At 62.3% G+C, this 18,593-nt stretch carries 16 protein-coding genes; 7 read left to right on the forward strand and 9 right to left on the reverse strand.

Going from position 1 to position 18,593, the window contains the following annotated elements:
• Positions 1-59 precede the first annotated feature (59 nt).
• Positions 60-2,075, forward strand: coding sequence for a S9 family peptidase (locus tag VGD45_RS16510; RefSeq protein WP_331156429.1), 2,016 nt, complete (start codon positions 60-62; stop codon positions 2,073-2,075).
• 5 nt (positions 2,076-2,080) lie between these two features.
• Here VGD45_RS16510 and VGD45_RS16515 read toward each other — a convergent pair whose 3' ends face one another.
• The 3 genes from VGD45_RS16515 to trxA all read right to left on the reverse strand — a co-directional run bounded on the left by VGD45_RS16515 (position 2,081) and on the right by trxA (position 5,965).
• Positions 2,081-3,928, reverse strand: a complete 1,848-nt coding sequence (locus tag VGD45_RS16515) for a bifunctional diguanylate cyclase/phosphodiesterase (RefSeq protein WP_331156430.1) — start codon at positions 3,926-3,928, stop codon at positions 2,081-2,083.
• Between the two features lie 211 nt (positions 3,929-4,139).
• The gene (gene rho, locus VGD45_RS16520) at positions 4,140-5,396 is read right to left on the reverse strand and encodes a transcription termination factor Rho (RefSeq protein WP_331156699.1); all 1,257 of its coding nucleotides are present in this window, start codon (positions 5,394-5,396) and stop codon (positions 4,140-4,142) included.
• Between the two features lie 239 nt (positions 5,397-5,635).
• A complete protein-coding gene (gene trxA, locus VGD45_RS16525) occupies positions 5,636-5,965 on the reverse strand; it encodes a thioredoxin TrxA (RefSeq protein WP_322110882.1) in 330 nt (109 codons plus the stop codon).
• Between the two features lie 487 nt (positions 5,966-6,452).
• On the opposite strand from trxA, the gene VGD45_RS16530 reads away from it, so the two are divergent.
• On the forward strand, positions 6,453-7,943 hold the full coding sequence (locus tag VGD45_RS16530; RefSeq protein WP_331156431.1) for a DEAD/DEAH box helicase: 1,491 nt from the start codon (positions 6,453-6,455) through the stop codon (positions 7,941-7,943).
• Here VGD45_RS16530 and yrfG read toward each other — a convergent pair whose 3' ends face one another.
• On the reverse strand, positions 7,944-8,633 hold the full coding sequence (gene yrfG / locus VGD45_RS16535; protein WP_414717584.1) for a GMP/IMP nucleotidase: 690 nt from the start codon (positions 8,631-8,633) through the stop codon (positions 7,944-7,946).
• 116 nt (positions 8,634-8,749) lie between these two features.
• Here yrfG and VGD45_RS16540 point away from each other — a divergent pair, with 116 nt between their 5' ends.
• From VGD45_RS16540 to VGD45_RS16560, 5 genes are all read left to right on the forward strand, one after another.
• A complete protein-coding gene (locus VGD45_RS16540) occupies positions 8,750-9,280 on the forward strand; it encodes a DUF3301 domain-containing protein (RefSeq protein WP_331156433.1) in 531 nt (176 codons plus the stop codon).
• A gap of 26 nt (positions 9,281-9,306) precedes the next feature.
• On the forward strand, positions 9,307-9,531 hold the full coding sequence (locus VGD45_RS16545; RefSeq protein ID WP_116808299.1) for a YdcH family protein: 225 nt from the start codon (positions 9,307-9,309) through the stop codon (positions 9,529-9,531).
• 9 nt (positions 9,532-9,540) lie between these two features.
• A complete protein-coding gene (locus tag VGD45_RS16550) occupies positions 9,541-10,857 on the forward strand; it encodes a mechanosensitive ion channel family protein (RefSeq protein ID WP_331156434.1) in 1,317 nt (438 codons plus the stop codon).
• A 2-nt stretch (positions 10,858-10,859) separates the two neighbouring features.
• Positions 10,860-11,276 (forward strand): alternative ribosome rescue aminoacyl-tRNA hydrolase ArfB, encoded by a 417-nt coding sequence (gene arfB, locus VGD45_RS16555; protein ID WP_331156435.1) that lies wholly within the window; start codon positions 10,860-10,862, stop codon positions 11,274-11,276.
• A 62-nt stretch (positions 11,277-11,338) separates the two neighbouring features.
• Positions 11,339-11,716 carry a DUF1761 domain-containing protein gene (locus VGD45_RS16560; protein ID WP_331156436.1) on the forward strand — a complete coding sequence of 126 codons (378 nt, stop codon included), beginning with the start codon at positions 11,339-11,341 and terminating at the stop codon, positions 11,714-11,716.
• Positions 11,717-11,751: 35 nt separating this feature from the next.
• On the opposite strand, the gene VGD45_RS16565 is transcribed toward VGD45_RS16560, so the two are convergent.
• From VGD45_RS16565 to VGD45_RS16585, 5 genes are all read right to left on the reverse strand, one after another.
• On the reverse strand, positions 11,752-12,948 hold the full coding sequence (locus VGD45_RS16565) for a phospholipase A (protein WP_331156437.1): 1,197 nt from the start codon (positions 12,946-12,948) through the stop codon (positions 11,752-11,754).
• Between the two features lie 81 nt (positions 12,949-13,029).
• Positions 13,030-15,483 (reverse strand): glycerol-3-phosphate 1-O-acyltransferase PlsB, encoded by a 2,454-nt coding sequence (plsB, locus tag VGD45_RS16570; protein ID WP_331156438.1) that lies wholly within the window; start codon positions 15,481-15,483, stop codon positions 13,030-13,032.
• A 74-nt stretch (positions 15,484-15,557) separates the two neighbouring features.
• Positions 15,558-16,070 carry an alpha/beta fold hydrolase gene (locus tag VGD45_RS16575; RefSeq protein WP_331156439.1) on the reverse strand — a complete coding sequence of 171 codons (513 nt, stop codon included), beginning with the start codon at positions 16,068-16,070 and terminating at the stop codon, positions 15,558-15,560.
• On the reverse strand, positions 16,067-16,900 hold the full coding sequence (gene ttcA, locus VGD45_RS16580) for a tRNA 2-thiocytidine(32) synthetase TtcA (protein WP_331156440.1): 834 nt from the start codon (positions 16,898-16,900) through the stop codon (positions 16,067-16,069). The genes VGD45_RS16575 and ttcA overlap by 4 nt, the downstream gene beginning before the upstream one ends.
• A gap of 2 nt (positions 16,901-16,902) precedes the next feature.
• Positions 16,903-18,399 (reverse strand): carboxypeptidase M32, encoded by a 1,497-nt coding sequence (locus VGD45_RS16585; protein ID WP_331156441.1) that lies wholly within the window; start codon positions 18,397-18,399, stop codon positions 16,903-16,905.
• Positions 18,400-18,593 lie beyond the last annotated feature (194 nt).

Consider the following 18,593-nt stretch of genomic DNA (forward strand, 5'->3'; position numbering starts at 1 on the left):
TGCACGAACTACAGATATACTGCGCGAACAGGAAACAATTACAGCACCGAGGATGGGAGATGACACGCGTTCAGGTAGCCGCCATGGCTGCGGTTTCGCTGTTGTTGGGAACATGGACCGTGACTGCGCAAACAGCGGAGCCAGCGCGGCCGCCGGTCGCCGCCTTCGGCGCGATCCCGGCGATGAGGACCCCGGCGCTGAGTCCGAACGGCCAGCAGGTGGCCTGGATCGACAATAGCGGCGCGCGCCCCGTCATCGAGGTCCTCGATCTCGCCAAGAACACGAGACTGCTACGCACCGGGGCCGACGAAAAGAACAAGATCCGCGGCATCGAGTGGGCGGACGACGACATTCTGCTGATCCATCAGAGCGTCACCCATTCGGTACGCCTGTCCAACGGCAAGTACACGGCATTCGAATGGTGGCGGATCAACGCCCTGAACGTGCGTACGCGCCAGTCCCGTTTCCTGTTGGACCGGCCGGAACTCTCTGACGTCACCGGCATGCAACTGGTGGCGCCCCGCACGACCACGCCGAAAAAAGTGTTGATGGCGAGCTGGTCCTTTTCCGAAACCAATTACCGGCAGGAGACCGGCTCGCATATCGCGGGCGGCCGGAAGGATGCCGGCTGGACTTACGACTTGTTCGAAGTCGATACCACCACCGGCGAGGCCCGCACGCTCGGCAATGGTACTCCTTATACCGAAGACTGGATCGTCGGTCGCAACGGGCAGCCGGTCGCGCGCGTCGAATGGCACCCGCAACGGCAGCGCTTCGAGATCTTTCACCGGCGCGACCAGAGCTATAAAGAAATATTCGAGCTGGAGACTGGCGAGCAACCCACGGTCGCGGGCGTCACGGACGACGGCTCGGCGCTATTGATGTTCGCTGCCTTGGGGCGTCCTCACACCGCACTGTGGCGCCTGCCGGTGGCGGGCGGAGCGCCGGAAATCCTGCTCGAGGATTCGCAACACGAGATCGCCGCGCCGGTACTCGACCCCTATACCGGCCAGGTTCAAGGCGCATGGCTCGAAGGCCTCCAGCCGAAGATCCAGTGGATCGACGAACGGGCGCGTAAGCGAGCTGAAGGCCTGCTCAAGACTTTCAACGGCGTCCACGCGCATGTGCTGGGCCGCTCCGAAGACCAGACGCGCGTGCTGGTCGACGTATTCACGTGGTCGAAACCTTCGACCTTCTATTTGATCGATTACAAGCGTGGCGCGGCCGACATCCTCGGGGAGAAATATCCGGGCCTGGAAAACGCAACCCTGGGCGAGGTACAGGCCATCAGCTACCAGGCGCGCGACGGTTATGAAATTCCCGCCTATCTCACATTGCCCGCGGGTGTCGAAGCGAAACAGCTACCGCTAGTGGCGTTGCCACACGGCGGACCTATGTCGCGCGACGAGCCCGGGTTCGACTGGCTGGCCCAGTTTCTGGCTTCACGCGGTTACGCCGTGCTCCAGCCGCAGTTCCGCGGCTCGACCGGCTTCGGCGAAGCGCACGTCAAAGCCGGCTACAGGCAATGGGGCGGACTGATGCAGGACGACGTCACCGACGGTGTCAAAGCGATGGTGACGCGAGGCATCGCGGATGCAAGCCGCATCTGCATCGCCGGCGCCAGTTATGGCGGCTACTCCGCGCTCGCCGGGGCGGCATTCACTCCGGAGCTGTATGCATGCGCCATCAGCATCAACGGCGTGACCGATCTGCCCATGATGCTCAAATACGAACGTAGCTCGAGCGGCGAGGAGTCGGACGCCGTGGCTTACTGGTCCGAGCACATCGGCTCACACACCGATGAAAATGTCGCCGCGAAGTCGCCGGCGCGCGCAGCCGATGGGATTCGCGCCCCAATCCTGCTGCTCCACGCCAGCAGCGACACAGTAGTGCCGCCCGAGCAGGCGCGCGTCATGCTGAAAGCGCTGGAGTCCAAGCGCAAACCCGTGAAGTTCGTCGAGCTGCCCGGCGAGGATCATTGGTTGTCGCGTGGCGAATCGCGTATTCGCGTGCTTACCGAGATGGAAACATTCCTGGCGGAGCACCTGGCGCCCCGAGGCAAGAGCGGCAGCTGAACAACTCAGGCGCTGGTCATCAGCTGCTCCATCGGCAGCATATCGGACGACGGCCGGCGAGCGGCGGCGAGAAGATCCACGATGCGATCGTCGCTGCGGAGGACGAAGCTGTTGCCAGTCTGCTGCTTGGCGTATTTCTTCACGTGCGCCAGCAGGTGAGCGACGGCGTCCGCGCTGGTGGCGCCCATGGTCTCCGAATCCAGCGCAGCGACGGACAAGGTCAGCAGAGGGAACTTGCGCTGCCGTCCGTCGCGGTCGATCGCGGTGATGGACTTGGCGGCGGCGTGCTCGGGTGAATAGAAGTTGCCGACAGTTTCAGAGAAGCGATCGAGCACGTTGACCACGCGCTCCCGCCAGTCGGCCGAACGCAGCACCACCAGAAAGTCGTCGCCACCGACGTGGCCGATGAAATCCAGCCGTGCCGAGGAATGATTCTTGAGCAGCGCGGCCAGGTGCAGAATCACCTGGTCGCCGTGCGCGTAGCCATACACATCGTTGTAAGGTTTGAACGAATCCAGATCGAAGTACGCGACGACGAAACGTTTGCGCGCCTCGATGAGCTTGTCGATGGTGGCGCGGACCGCGGCGTTGCCGGGCAGCAGGGTCAGCGGATTGGAATGTTTCGCCGACTGCAGCTGCTGCTCGGTGATCAGCCGCAGCACGTCGATGGTCTGGCCCAGACCGTGATAGCGCCCATCCTTGGTGATCACGAACTCTTCGGTGAGGCGCGGCCGGCTCTTCTGAGTCACCAGACGACTGACCTGCTCCAGGCGCAACTGGCCGTCGATCATCAGCGTGGGCGATTCCATCACGGCGGTGACCGGCTTCTTGTTGAAGATCTCCGGATGCAGCGGCTTGGCGAGCAGGTCGAACAACCGTTCGCGACGGACCACGCCCAGCGGGCGGCCGTCCTGCACTACTGGGAAACTCAGATGCTCGGGATTGTCACGGAACAAATCCGCGACCTCGGTGACGCGCATTTCCGGAGGCACCGGCTGCACGTAGTTCGCGATGTGCTCGGCGCACAGCACCGCGTAAGTAACGATGGAACGATCCAGCGACTCCACCTGTTGTAACGCCGCCATCGGCGCCATGCTCGGGCGACCGAACAAATGACCTTGCAGACGATCGAGCCCGAGATCCACGAGCTCGCGACATTCGCGCTCGGTCTCCACGCCCTCGGCGATGACACGGCACCCCATGGCGCGACCCATGTCGAGCATGGAGCGGACGAACTCGAGCTTGGTGGCGTCGGCATCGATGCCGGTGACGAAGTAACGATCGATCTTCACGTAATCTGGCTTCAGCTCCGACCACGTGCGCAGCCCCGACGAGCCGGCGCCGAGGTCGTCGATGGCGACGGCGCAACCGGCTTCGCGCAAACGTTGCATCGCCGAGCGCAAACGGTCGTAGTCCTCCAGCAGACTTTCCTCGGTGAGCTCGATGACCACGCGATCGATCGGCATGCCGGCGCTGCGCGCGAACTCGACGAAGCGTTCGGCGAAATTCGGATGTTCGTAAATCGTGTCGGGAGAAACGTTGATGAACAATTGCCCGGCCACGCGCGCAGCCACGAAACGCTTGAAAGCGTTCTGGATGCAAAGAAAATCGAGCTCGACTTTCAGGTCCGCGCGACGCGCCGCTTCGAAAAGATTTTGTGGGGCGTGCAGCCAGCTGTCCGAAGGACCGCGCGTCAGCGCCTCATGCGCGACGATGCCACGCGAGCGCGGATCGACGATGGGCTGAAACAGAGTCGTGATGCGACCCTCGCGCATGAGCTCGGCAAGCTCCAGCGCCGATGCGTCCAAACGGCGCAAGCGTAGCGTCGGCGAATCGGAGCGTGAGTCGGACATGCGCGTGCGCCGGGTTCACCCGGCCTTCCCTTCGGTTCCGTAGGGCCCTCGATTCATACAAGTTAATTAGACGGGGGCCGGGGAACAGAGAACGGTTTCGCATCGACGGCCGACGTCACTGCGAATAACACGTAGCGATGTGAAATTTGTGATGGAGCGCACATCGGGCGAGCCCTCCCGGATGGGAGGGCGGCGCCGATACGTTAAGAAATCAACGCTTCATCGCGTCGAAGAACTCGCCGTTGGTCTTGGTGTCCTTCATCTTGTCGATGAGGAACTCGATGGCCGCCAGCTCGTCCATGGGGTGCAGCAGTTTGCGCAGGATCCAGATCTTCTGCAGCTCTTCGGCGGAAGTGATCAATTCCTCGCGGCGGGTGCCGGAGCGATTGATATTCACGGCCGGGAACACGCGTTTTTCCGACACGCGCCGATCCAGATGGATTTCCGAGTTACCGGTGCCCTTGAACTCTTCGTAAATCACGTCGTCCATGCGCGAGCCGGTGTCGATCAGCGCCGTGGCGAGAATGGTCAACGAGCCACCCTCTTCGATGTTACGGGCCGCGCCGAAGAAGCGCTTCGGGCGCTGCAGGGCGTTGGCGTCGACACCGCCGGTCAACACCTTGCCGGAGCTCGGCACCACGGTGTTGTAGGCGCGAGCCAGACGCGTGATCGAGTCCAGCAGGATCACCACGTCGCGCTTGTGCTCGACCAGGCGCTTGGCCTTTTCGATCACCATTTCAGCGACTTGCACGTGACGCGTGGCCGGCTCGTCGAACGTCGAAGAGACCACTTCGCCGCGCACGGTGCGCGCCATTTCGGTCACTTCTTCCGGACGTTCGTCGATCAGCAGCACGATCAGATAAACATCGGGATGATTCGAAGTGATCGAGCTCGCGATGTTTTGCAGCAGCATCGTCTTACCCGCTTTGGGCGGGGAGATGATCAGGCCGCGCTGACCCTTACCGATCGGCGACACCAGATCGATGATGCGCGCGGTGAGGTCCTCGCTCGAGCCGTTGCCGCGCTCCAATTTGAAGCGCTTGGTCGGATGCAGCGGCGTGAGGTTCTCGAACAGCACCTTGTGCTTGGCGCCTTCGGGGGAGTCGAAATTGATCTCGCCCACTTTGAGCAGCGCGAAGTAGCGCTCGCCGTCCTTGGGCGGACGGATCAGGCCGGAGATGGAGTCGCCGGTGCGCAGGTTGAAGCGGCGGATCTGGCTGGGGCTGACGTAGATGTCGTCGGGGCCGGCCAGGTACGAGCTGTCGGCCGAGCGCAGGAAGCCGAAACCGTCCTGCAGGATTTCCAGCACGCCGTCGCCGTAGATGTCCTCGCCGGAGCGCGCATGCGCCTTGAGGATGGAGAAGATGATGTCCTGCTTGCGCGAACGGGCCAGGTTCTCCAGCCCCATCTTCTGCGCGATCTCCACCAGCTCCGGCACCGGCTTCAGCTTCAGCTGAGTCAGGTTCATGGACTGGCGGGATGCGGCCAGCTCCGCTGGGGAAATTACGCCGACGTCGTCGCCGTCGAACGCGTCATCCATCGGCAGGTCGTCGTGTTGCGCTCCCTGCCCACGGTGATCGTCGTTGTTTCCGCCGCGGTTGCCGCGATTGCCGCGGTTGCCGTCGTTGTTGCCGCGATTGGAGCGGCCACCGCCGCCGCCGCCTTTGTTGCCCGGGCGATTACGGGCCTGATTGCCGAGATAGCCTCTCACAGTTTGCTGTCCAGAAATGCGGCCAGGTCTGATTTACGGAGGGCTCCCACCTTCTGGCCTTCGACCTGACCGTTCTTGAAGAGAATCAGGGTGGGAATGCCGCGCACATTGAATCGCTGCGGCGTCTTGGGGTTTTCGTCGATGTTGAGCTTGGCGATCGTGACCTTCTCTTTATATTCGGTCGCGATCTCGTTCAGCATCGGCGCAATCATCTTGCAGGGCCCGCACCATTCCGCCCAGAAGTCCAGCAGGACCGGGCCCTTGGCCTTGACGACGTCATCTTCAAAGCTGGCGTCGGTGACATGCACAATCGTCTCGCTGCTCACCAGAAAACTCTCCGGGGGTGATGGATGGAATGGACGGGGGTGGTTGTTGGGAAAATGAAGTGTTGGTGTGCGCCGTCAGGGGTCGGCGAAAAATGACCGGGTGACTTGAGTGTGTCCGGTCGGGCACAATGCCCGGGCCTACTGCCACTTAGTACAACGTGGGTTGCCTTGGACCGATCTCCATACGAAGGCCGCGTGAAATTTGCTTGGAAAAACCTGTGTGAGCGGTGCTCGTGCTCGAAGTAAGCCAGTCTGCTCGGTCTCGTTACTCGCGCCATCCGATCAATGGGCCGCTTGAGTATCCCCTTGAGCACCCTCTTGAGTATCGCAAGAGATACTCCACCAAGGGTCACGTCTTCGAGGGGCTTGGAGCCAGTGCTCCGTTCGGGGCAGGTGCGGATGAGTCCGCTTCGTTGAGGCTTATTAAAACCGGGTGCCTGCCAATTTGCAAGCGCCCCCCTCTTTTCCAACAGGTAATTCATATCGAATGGCTGATTCGCACTTAACCGAGCTGTCCTTTTCCAGCCTGCATCTGCCGGAAGCTCTGCAGAAGGGCCTCGCCGACGCCTCGTTCGAGCGTTGCACGCCCATCCAGGCGCAAACCCTGCCTCAGGCGCTCGCCGGCCTTGACGTGGCGGGGCAGGCGCAAACTGGAACGGGAAAAACCGCGGCATTTCTAGTGGCAATGTATGCGCGCCTGATGCGAGAGCCGCCGCCGGCGTCACGCTGCTTGAATGCACCGCGGGCTTTGATCATCGCCCCAACGCGCGAGCTGGCGGTCCAGATCCATCGCGACGCCGAGGTGCTCGGCTCGCACACTGGCCTGCAACTCGGACTCGCGTTCGGCGGCGTCGATTACGAAAAACAGAAGCATCATCTCGAGCAGGGCGTCGACATCCTGATGGGCACGCCGGGCCGAATCATCGACTTCGTCAAGCAACGTGTGATCGATCTGCGCTCGGTTCAAGTGCTGGTGCTCGACGAAGCCGACCGCATGTTCGATCTCGGCTTCATCGCGGATATCCGCTACATCCTGCGGCGGCTGCCCGATCCGCAAGCGCGCTTGAACATGCTGTTCTCCGCGACGCTGTCCCATCGCGTGCTAGAGCTCGCGTACGAGCACATGAACGAGCCGACCCTGGTGCGCATCGAGCCGGACAAGATGACCGTGGACCGAGTCCGTCAGGTTATCTATTACCCGTCCAACGACGAGAAACCGCGCCTGCTGGTCGGGCTGCTCAAGCACATGGATCCGCGACGCAGCATGGTGTTCGTGAACACTCGCCGCGCAGCCGAGGAAATCGAAGCACTTCTGCGCGCGAACGAAATCAACGCGGAAGCGATTTCTGGCGACGTGCCTCAGCGTAAACGTTTGCGCATGCTTCGTGATTTTCACGAGGGCACGCTGGCGGTGCTGATCGGCACCGATGTCGCTTCACGCGGCCTGCACATTCCCGATGTGAGTCACGTGTTCAACTACGACCTGCCGCAGGATCCGGAAGACTACGTTCACCGCATCGGGCGCACCGCGCGTGCCGGCACCGAAGGCGATGCGATCAGTTTCGGGTGCGAGGAGTACGTGATTTCCCTTCCGGACATCGAAGCGTACATCGGTCGCAAGTTGCCGGTCGCCGGCGTTGCGAGTGACATGCTGCCGGAGATCGTCTCTCCCGCGCGAGTGCCACGACGCCACTTTGCTGATCGTGGGGGCGGCCGAGGCAAAGGCAAGCCCGGCGGCGGTCGCAGCGGCGGCCGTCGCGACGATCGTCGCCGTGGTGGCGGTGGCGGCGGTCATTCAACGCCTCGCCTCGCGCCTGCTGAAGCGCCCGCGCCCCAAGTTATCGCCGCAGATTCGAGCGCACCGAGCGCCAACGGCGAAAGCGCGCACGAAGCACCGCCGAGAAAGAGACGTCGTCGACGTCGTAGCAAACGTTCGAGTGGAACGAACGCCGCGCCACCGTCTCCGGAAACGACCTGATCAACTGCGTCGGTGGTCGCCTCGACCGAGCTCATCGAGCAGATGACTCACGGCTTCCACCGACATGAACTCGGCGACATTTCGTTTGTCCATGGTCGAGTCGGGCTTGGAGATCGCGAAAATATGCGCGATCCCGTGCCTCTGCGCCGCTCTGAGCACGGCATGACTGTCATCGACGAATAACGTCCGGGCCGGGTCGAAGTGGAGCGCCGCTTCGAGCTGGCGCCAGAAGTCCGGGTGTTCCTTGGGCACGCCGAAGCTGTGCGAGCTGAACACCACGTCGAAATAATTCAGCAAGCCGGTCTGCGTCGCCTTTACTTTCAGGCTGTCTCGATGCGCGTTGGTTACCAGCGCGATCCGGACGCCCTTGTGGCGTAACGCGCGCAGAAACTCTTCCGCGCCGGGCAGGAAGCGCACGTGCTCGCGCACTTCGTGTTTCATTCCGGCGATGTCGAGCGACAGCTCGCGCGTCCAAAAATCCGTGCAATACCAGTCCAGCGTTCCCTGCGTGGCCAGGAACATCGGCCTCAGCACCTCGCGGGCACGCTCCAGCGTGAGGCCGTGCTGGGCGGCGTAGCGCTCCGGAACCAGATCCAGCCAGAAATAATTGTCAAATCGAAGGTCCAGCAACGTGCCGTCCATGTCCAGTAATACAGTATCGATAGCCTCCCACTGCGGCAGGGAGGTCACGGACCCGGCGGCGGAAATCAGTGACGTGCTCAAGCGAAATCTCGACTTCTTCGGAACGACGGCGGCCTTATGATAGGGCAAGCTGTGAGTCGGCTTGAGCCGGGAGACGTGGGTTAATGGAATTGGGTTGGGGCACTTTGGTGCTGCTCGTGTTGGCCGCCGGGGTCGCCTGGTTTCTGCAGGACAGCCTCGCGGCGCGTGAACGAGCCAACATCGCGGCCATGGAGGCTTGCCAGCGTCTCAGCCTGCAGTTCCTGGACGGCACTGTCGCGTTCGCGCGACTGTCGCTCGCTCGGGAGCATGGCCGGCGGGCGCTCCGCCGTACGTACGTGTTCGATTACACGGCCAACAGCATCGAGCGCCGTCAAGGATTCGTCATCATGCTCGGCCGGCGAGTCGAGTCAGTGGGTTATGCACCCGGCGAGGAGCGGCGCAGGCAGCCGCCTCAGTCGCCGTCCGTGACACTGTCCGCCACCTTCACCCCGCCGCCGCCCGCCGAAGCAGCCGCCCCGCCGGCTCCGGTGGAAAGCGCCCAGGTGTTCGATCTCGCCGATTGGCGAGCTCGCCGCCGTGGCGCCGATCAGCAGCCATCACCCTCACAGCGCCGCACAACGGGCGCTTCGGATGGCCAGGATCAACATCACTAGTCCGGCTTGCGCTAAAGTACGCGCCGATGAGCGAAGCGGAAAACAACGTCGAGACTGAAACTTTCCGACGCCTGGAACGGCTGCGGGAGTTACGCATCGAACATCGCGACCTGGACGATGTGATCCACCGCTTGCAGATGGACTTGTACGTCAACGAAGTGCAACTGAGACGGCTCAAGAAACGAAAACTAATGTTGAAGGATCAGATCGCTCGCCTGGAAAGCGAGCTCATCCCCGACCTCAACGCTTGACCCTAAACCATGCAGGAATTGCTGCATAACGCAGGCCTGGCTCTGGAGGCCCTGCTCACCCCGTCGTCGCTATTACAACTGGCAGCGATCGCCCTCGCCATCCTGGTGGCGTGGTGGTTCGGCCGCCAGGTGCGCGGTACCGAGCGCGGCAAGCTGGCGCTGGTCCAGACGGGCTTTCAGGCCCGGCTGACCGAAGCGCTGATCATCGTCAGCCCGCATCTGGCGGCGCTGGTTCTGATCGCCGCGTTTGGCGGCGCGCTGCATGCGCTGAAGGTCGAAAGCAAACTGGTCGATCTGGCGATCACGCTGTCCGGCCTGCTGCTGCTGATCCGTTTCGTCGTCTACGTCGTGCGCGTCTCGCTCGGCAACCGCACCAAGGGCTGGGGCAACGTCATCACCTTCGTGATCTGGGGCCTGCTGGCGCTGCACGTGCTGGGCTGGTTCGATCCGCTGGTGCAGGCGCTCGACAGCGTCGGCATCACCGCCGGCAACAAGCGCATCACGCTGTGGTCGGTGATCAAGATCCTGTTCACCGTCGGCGCCTTCATCATGGTGGCGGTGTGGATGGCGCGCTGGGTGGAGCGGCGCCTGATGTCCATGCAAGGCCTGGCGCTGAGCATGCGCATCGGCATCTCGAAGTTCTCGCAGGCGTTCCTGATCGCACTGTCGATTCTGCTCGGTCTGAACGCCGCCGGCCTCGATCTCACCACGTTGAACGTGCTCACCGGCGCCATCGGCATCGGCCTGGGCTTCGGCTTGCAAGCCATCGCGGCCAATTTCGTAAGCGGCTTCGTGCTGCTGATGGACCGCTCGATCAAACCCGGCGACGTCATCAGCTTCACCGGCACCACGGGCACCAGCACCGAAGGCTTCGGCTGGGTGCAGGAGTTGCGCGGTCGTTACGTGGTGGTGCGCGATCGCGACGGCGTCGAGACACTGGTGCCCAACCAGAATCTCATTACCAACCCCGTCATCAACTGGAGCTACACCGATCCGCGCGTGCGCCTGAAGTTGCCAGTGCGCGTGAGTTACAAGGACGATCCGGAGCATGCCTTGGCTATTCTGCTCAAGGCGGTCGAGGATCAGCCGCGTATCCTGCGCGATCCCAAACCGGTATCGCGCATGATGGGATTCAACGATTACGGCTTCGACCTCGAGCTGCGCTTCTGGATCGCCGATCCGCAGGAAGGCGTCAACAACGTGCGCTCGGATGTGAATCGCGCCATCTGGCGCCTGTTCAAACAGCACAACATCACCATTCCTGTCGCTCAGCGCGAAGTCATTCTGGAGATGCGCGAGCGTGGTCCCGTCGCGCGCGACGTTTAGTCATGGCACTCGCGAACGAGCTGGGCATTCCGGAAGAGGCGATCGAGTTGCGCTTCATCCGCTCTGGCGGACCGGGCGGTCAAAACGTCAACAAGGTCGCAAGCGCCGTTCAGCTGCGTTGTGACCTGAAGGCCTGGCCTTCACTGCCAGAACGGGTTCGCGACCGCCTGCGCACCCTCGCCGGCCGTCGCCTGACTGCCGACGACGAGATCGTCATCAGCGCGCAACGCTTCCGCACTCAGGAGCACAACAAGCGCGACGCACTGGAGCGATTGGGCGAAATGATTGCGCAAGCTCGCATCGAGCCGCGTGTCCGCAAGCCCACCAAACCGTCGCGCGCCTCCAAGGAACGAAGACTGCAGGGCAAGCAACAACGCAGCGATATCAAGAAGGCAAGGAAGGTCACGAACGACTGGTGAAGACGCCGTTGCCATGGCTTGGCCGCCTCGCGAGAACAGTTCTGTCGAAGTGAGGATGCACCATGCAAGACATCAACTTTCTGGCGGTGATCGTCGCCGCGGTCTCGAGTTTTCTGGTCGGCGGCCTGTGGTATTCGCCCGCGCTGTTCGGCAACCTCTGGAACCGTGAAAACCGCTCGGACCCGAAGTCGCAAGGCGCAGGTCATCCCGCCAAAGTCTTCGGCGTGAGTTTTGTTTTCTCCCTGATTGCCGCGTTCGCCTTCGCCTGCTGGCTCGGCCCCTCACCCGCCCTACCCGACGCAGTCGTTCGCGGCCTGCTCGCCGGCTTCGGCATGGTTGCCGCGAGCTTCGGCATCAACTATCAATTCGCCAATCGCAGCACGCTGCTGTGGCGGTGGACGGCGGCTATCACACGGTGCAATTCGTTTTGTTTGGAGTAATCCTGGGACTGTGGCACTGACGGGTCGTCGACAGCCTACAACGCCACCGCGATTCCCAGCCGCCATTGCGAGTCCAGCTTGCGGTTGTAATCGAGCAGGCTCTCCCCGTAGCCGTTGAAGTACTGCAGGGTCAGCCAGCCGGTGAGATCGCCGCCGCTCAGCTTGGAGAGCGGATAGGAAGCATTGAGCTCGATGCTGCCGTAGTCGCTGCGTTGGCCCTTGCGCAGAGTGGTCCAGAAATCCAGGCCGCCTTTGGCGCCGAAGCCGAGCACCCAGTCGACGTAGCCACGGTAGTCCTTGAGGTCCGGGTTCTCGTCGTCGGAGATGTAGTTGTGGATCAGGGGCGCGGCGAAGAAACGAAGTCCGGCCGGATCGCCGAGTGTCAGTGTCGGCCGGGCGTAGAGCATGTTGAAGCTGCGAGAGTCCTCGCCTTCCTTGCCGTTCGACTCGTGTCCGAATCCCGTCTCCACGCCCACGCGCAACTGACCGTCGAAGAAACGCGCGAGGTCGTAGTTCGAGTAGAACAATCTCGGCCGATAGCTTGAATCTTTGAAGGGCTTGGACAAGTCGCCGAGATCCCAAAGCGAGGTCTGTGAATACGACAAGTACAGGTCATCGATCCACGGCAGCCGGCTCGCCAACGCGCCGCGTCCGTCGAACAGTTGATAGCGCAGGCTGATCTGAAACTTCGCGTTGAGCCCACCGTCGCCGCCCACGATGAAATAAACAGGCTCGTACACGGACACCGCCAACGGCGGCGGCTTATCTACCAATGCGGTGGTGTACGAATCCCTGGACTTCGAATCCTCCGCCGTGCGCACGGCCTCATGGGTCGCAATCGAGTTGGCATCGGGCGCCGGCGGAAGAATTTGCAAAGCCACCGAGTTCGACGCCAATCCCGTCGGCACCAGTGTCGCAACTCCTTCCACCTGAGCAGGCAACTTCCCCTGCAGCTTCACTCGAGTGAACCCGCCCGGCGCGACCTCGATGGCGCCGCTACGCTCCGGCTCCAGCTCGATGATGGACAGCGCCACCGGCGTTTCGAAGCGAACGTGCAACCCGGCCGGCAACTCCACCACCAACGGCTGTGAATCGCTATTGGTGATGGTCAGGTCGAGCTGGAAGGCGGTGCCGGAGACGACCTGCGCATGCGGCGTGGACAGAATGATGTCGGCGCGCGCGACGCCGCTCGCCAGCAAGGCGAGCGCAAGTAACAGCTTGGAAATATTCATAACACCTGCCAGACCGCAGCGACAAACTCGCTGAAGCGTACCGGGCCACGACACGCACAGCCAGCCTGAAAATCAAATGCGTCAGCGATGCGTAACTTGGAGCACGCTGTTCCGGATCTGTTCGTGCAACACCAGCTGCGCATCGTCCGCCACGGCGGGCAGCATGTCCGTGTAAGTCAGGCGACCCTCGGCGTTCACGCCCAGCACATTTCGAGCGCGCAGCAGGTCGATGAAGTTCTTGAACAGGATCTTGTCGAAGAACTCGGGCGAGTTCAGCTCGTACAGCAGCGACATCCGCTGCGCCATGAGCTGACACTGCGATTCGAGCGCGTCCTGGCTGATTCGTCCGCTGCCATGTTTCAACAGCACGGCGATCACCAGATAGTAACGCTCGATGATCTGCACCGTGACCTGCGCCAGCATCGATAGCTGCACGGCCTCGGCCGAACCCGTGGGCGGACGGCGCCATTGCGCCCCCGCTTCGACCGACTCCAGCAGCCCGTGATTGGCGAGATCGTCGAGCGTCTCTAACGTGACCGCGCTCATTTCTTCCTCGGTCCAGCGCAGGAACAACTCGTCGCGCACGTAGGGATAAATACGCCACATCAGGCGCTGAATGTCCTCGGTCCGCATGGTGCGATTGTTCAGAAAGCAGCACGCGATCAACGACGGCAGCGCCAACAGGTGCAGCACGTTGTTACGGAAGTAAGTCATGAGCACGGAGTTCTCTTCCGTCATCTGCATGACGTCGCCGAGCGGATGCTTGAGCCGCTGGATCACGCCCATGCGCTCGCCATGGCGCACGATGGAGGCTCCATCGTTTTCAGTGACCCAGACCAGCGGTGAATACGGCGCCTGACGCAACAGCGAAGCGAGCAGTTCGAGCTGCCGCGCCAGATCGCTTTCCAGCATGGATTGCTTGGGCGTCGCCAGCAGCGCCGTGGCGATGAGATTCATCGGCGCGACGCAGGCCGCGCTGTTGATGCTCATCATGATGCGAGTCGCGAGCTCGTCGACCGCCGCAGGCAACCAGGAGGGTCGCTCCACTTTTTCAGTCGCGCGCCGGTTCTCCGGATCGTGCCGCTTCAACACCTCGTCGAGATGAATCGGCTCGCCGAAGCTCACATGCACTTTGCCGAAGCGCTTACGCAGCGCCGGTAGGGTGCGCAACATCGTGAAGATGGATTCTTTTTCCTTCGGCTTGCCGAGCATCTCGTTGACGTAGGTCTTGCCCTCGATCAAGCGCTCGTAACCGAAGTACACGGGCAGGAACACGATGGGCCGGCGCGGATCGCGCAAGTAGCTGCGCAAGGTCATCGACAGCATGCCGGTCTTGGGCTGCAGTAAGCGTCCGGTGCGGCTGCGGCCGCCTTCGATGAAATATTCGATCGAGTGGCCGCGCGCCATCATCAGGCCCAGGTATTTCATGAACACCATGGTGTACAGCGCATTGCCTCGGAAACTGCGGCGCATGAAGAACGCGCCGCCTTTGCGCAGGAACGGACCCACGCCCGCCATGTTCAAGTTGATGCCTGCGGCGATATGCGGGATGGCGTAGCCCTTGTAGTAGATGACATACGACAGCAGCAGATAATCGATGTGACTGCGATGACAGGGCACGTAAATGACTTCGTTGCCCTCGATCACTTTCTGCAACTGCTCGACGTGATGCAGCTCGACGCCGTCGTACAGCCGCGTCCAGAACCAGCTCAGCCCCTTGGCCATGAACGCGACGAAAATGTGCGAATAGTTGGCGGCGATTTCCCAGACGTAGTCCTGCGCCAGCTTCAACGCTTCGCGTCGTGAGATCTTTTTCGAGCGCATCTCATCGGCCATCGCCCGGCGCACCGCGCCGGCGCGCAACACTTGCGTGGCCATGGTCCGACGATGAGACAAGTCCGGCCCGATGGTCGCGGCTCGCTGACGAGCCAGAAGCAAACGTAAGGTACGAGTGAGGCGGCGCACCGCTCGGGGCTTGTCGCGCCCTTCGGTCACCGCGGCTCGCAATGAAACAGGCTCGCCAAACTGAACGAACAAGTTGCGCCCGTTCACCATCAGCGACAGCAGGCGGCGGAAGCGCCCGACGCGCTCCCAGTTTTCGGAGAGCAGAATGCGCAGCCAGGAATCTTTCCGATTGGGCGCGCGTCCCCAGAGTACGGTCACCGGCACGAGATCGACATCGAGCGTGGGATCGTCGAAGGCGGCGGCCACCAGCGAGCGCATCGAATCGGAAATGCGATAGTCGGTGCGATCGCCCCAGAAGCCGGCGCGCCGCTCCAGGAACAGCACGGACTGCGATGGCAGCGGTTTTTTCAGAGCCTCCAGCGGCGCCGGCAGCCCATGCGCAGCGCAGACTTTCTCCAGCACGACCAGATCGGCGACGGCGGATTCGTTCAGCACATAGCAGATCGGCCGCTCACGCTGTGCGTAGCGGGCGCGCAGGTCTTCAGGCAACACATGCGGACGCGCCCATACGGAAACGGGCGCGCGCAGTAAACCCAGCCAGAGTCTGTCGAGTCCGGGAAGATCGGCCATCGTTAGCTTCGCGACGCGCTATGCGGCGGTCGGGTGATCGTTTCGGGGGCGAATAGTAGCAGCAGCGCCTGCTTTCAGGTTTTTGTCAGCACGCGGCGCAGGAACTGGTCCAGCAATTCGCAGACTTCGGTGAGGTTGGCGGTGAGCCGATGATCCGAGTCGAGGATGTGCAGCGCGCATTTGTACTGACGCGCATAGCGGATGCTGTTCTCGACCGGCACGATGTCGTCGTTCCAGCCGTGCACGATGTCCACAGGGCACGCTGGCGGCGCGGGCGTGTATTTCTCATAGCCCGCCATGAAAAACGCCGGCGCGAGCAGATACAGCCCGCGCGTGAGCACCTGAGTCGACACCGTCGTGCATACGTGCGCGCCGAGGCTCGAACCTACCAGCAGCAGTTCGCCCGGCAACTTCTTGCAAACCTCGAGCAGTTTGGAGACGCGCGCGGCTGGATCGGCCATGCCGCGATAATCGACCGATTCGACCGTGAGCCCATGACGCCTGGCGACTTCGGCCATGGCTACGATTTTCGTGCCCCAGGGGTCGCCATCCTGGCCATGCGAGAACACGATGTATTGCTGGCTCACTCGAACAGCTCTCCGGGATTGTTAGTGACCGGACCTTCCGGCGTCGGTCGTTTATTGAAATCGAAGCTGGCGGGATCGGCGAGGTGCGAGGGCACCACGTTACGCAAGCTGGAAAAGATCGACTCGGTGCGGCCGGGATACTGGCGTTCCCACTCGCGCAGCATCTTCTTGATCTCCACGCGCTGCATATTCTCCTGCGAGCCGCACAGAGAGCAGGGAATCAACGGGAATTCGCGAGCGCGCGCGTACCTTTCGATTTCCGATTCGGCCACGTATGCAAGCGGCCGGATCACGATGTGACGACCATCCTCCGAATGCAGCTTCGGTGGCATGGCCTTGAGCTTGCCGCCGAAGAACATGTTCAGGAACAGCGTCTCGACGATGTCGTCGCGGTGATGGCCGAGGGCGATCTTCGTGACGCCGTTCTCCGCCGCATATTTGTACAGGGCTCCGCGACGCAGGCGCGAGCACAGGCCGCACATGGTCTTGCCTTCGGGAATGACGCGTTTGACGACGCTGTAAGTGTCCTGCTCGATGATGTGGAACGGCACGCCGAGCGCCTTGAGATATTCGGGCAGCACATGCTCCGGAAAGCCCGGCTGCTTCTGATCCAGATTCACCGCCACCAGCTCGAAGTCCACCGGCGCGCTGCGCTGGAGCGACATGAGAATGTCGAGCAGCGTGTACGAGTCCTTGCCGCCCGACAGGCACACCATCACCTTGTCGCCCGCCTCGATCATGCGGAAGTCTTCGATGGCCTTGCCGGCGAGGCTGCGCAGCCGCGCTTGCAGGCGCTTGAAGTTGTTCGAGTAGTCGGGAACGGCGGACATGATCAGGTTTCCAGGTACTTGCCTTCGATGTAGCGCAGCCAGGCGGCGGCGGACAACGGTTTGCCGGTGGCGTTGCGAATCAGATCGGGCGTGCTGACGCTGGCGGCCAGCGAATGCACATTCTGCCGCAACCAGTCGAACAACCCCGTGAACTGGCCCGCGGCGATCTCCTCGTCGAGCTGCGGGCGGTCGGAGCGCAGACTCTCATACAACTGGCCGGCGATCACCGCGCCAATCGCGTAGGACGGAAAATAACCGAACGAGCCCACCGCCCAGTGCACGTCTTGCAAACAACCCTCGGCATCGTTGGCCGGACGCACGCCCAGGCGATCGGCCATGCGGTTGTTCCAGGCTTCGGGCAGGTCGCGGATCTTCAGACCGCCGTTCAGGATCTCCTGTTCCAGCTCGAAACGCAGCAGGATGTGCACGACGTAAGTGACCTCGTCGGCGTCGACGCGGATCAGGCTGCGCCGGACGCGGGTCAGCAGCCGGTACAGATTCTCCACTTCCCACTCGGGGCCGGTGACACCGAAGGCTTTTTCCAGCAGCGGCTTCAGGTAGCGCAGGAACGGCCGGTTGCGGCAGATGAGCATTTCCAGCATCAGCGACTGGCTTTCCTGCACGGTCATACCACGATCACGCCCCACTGGCTGGCCGCGCCAGGCTTCGGGTAAGCCCACGTCGTACATCGCATGACCCGTCTCATGCAGCACGCCCATCAGGCCGGTCAGCGGGTCGGTGGGATTGAAACGGGTGGTGATGCGGATGTCGCCGGGAATGCCGCCGGTGAACGGATGCTCGCTCTCGTCCAGGCGGCCTCGATCGAACGGAAAGCCCATGGTCTTCATCAACTCGGTGGCCAGGTGGCGCTGCTTGCTCACGGCAAAGCGGCCGGTGATCTCCACCGGCGTGTACTTGGCCTGCACGTCGATGGCTTCCTGAATCAGGCTCGGCAGGCGGCGGCCGAGGGTCGTAAAGATGGAATCGATCTCGGCGGTGGTCAGGCCCGGGCTGAACTCGTCGAGCAAGGCGTCGTAGGGGTCGAGCTTGAGCGCCTTGCCCAGCAGCTCGGCCTTGTTGCGCACCAGGTTCGAAACTTCCTCGAGGTGCGGGGCGAACAGCGAGAAGTCGCTTTTCTGACGAGCCTCGATCCATTTGATCTCGGCGCGCGAGGTCGCCTTCGCCAGCCGTGAGACGAGGTTCTGCGGTGTGGCGATGGCGTGATCGCGCTCCCGGCGCATCTCCTTCAGATTGGCCTGCTGATAGTCCTCCAGGCCCTGCAGGTTGGCCTCGGCGCGATCGAGAAGGCGCGAGACGCGAGGCGAAGTCACCAGCGAGTGGCACTCGGTTTCCAGCGCAGCCAATTGCTCGCCGCGCAGGTCGGAACTGCCCCGCGGCATCATCACGGCGGAATCCCACCGCAACAGGCTGGCAGCGCTGCGGAAGGCGTGCAGACGCCGGAATTCCTGTTCGAGTTGTTGATAAGGCGTCAGAGCCATGGCGCGATCCGGAGGGTCCAGAAGGGGGACCGTCAAAGACGCGCATTCTATCAATGAGGCGGTCGACCTAGTTCGCCGGACCGCGGAGCGGTTTTCCAGGCGTCGGCGACTCGCGACGCATTGGTAAATTTTCCTAACTGATGGTCGCGCACCCCTGTGGACTGGTGCGGGTATTTATTCCAAAAATGTATTTC

The organism is Steroidobacter sp., assembly GCF_036402275.1.
In the GTDB taxonomy this organism is placed as follows: domain Bacteria; phylum Pseudomonadota; class Gammaproteobacteria; order Steroidobacterales; family Steroidobacteraceae; genus Steroidobacter.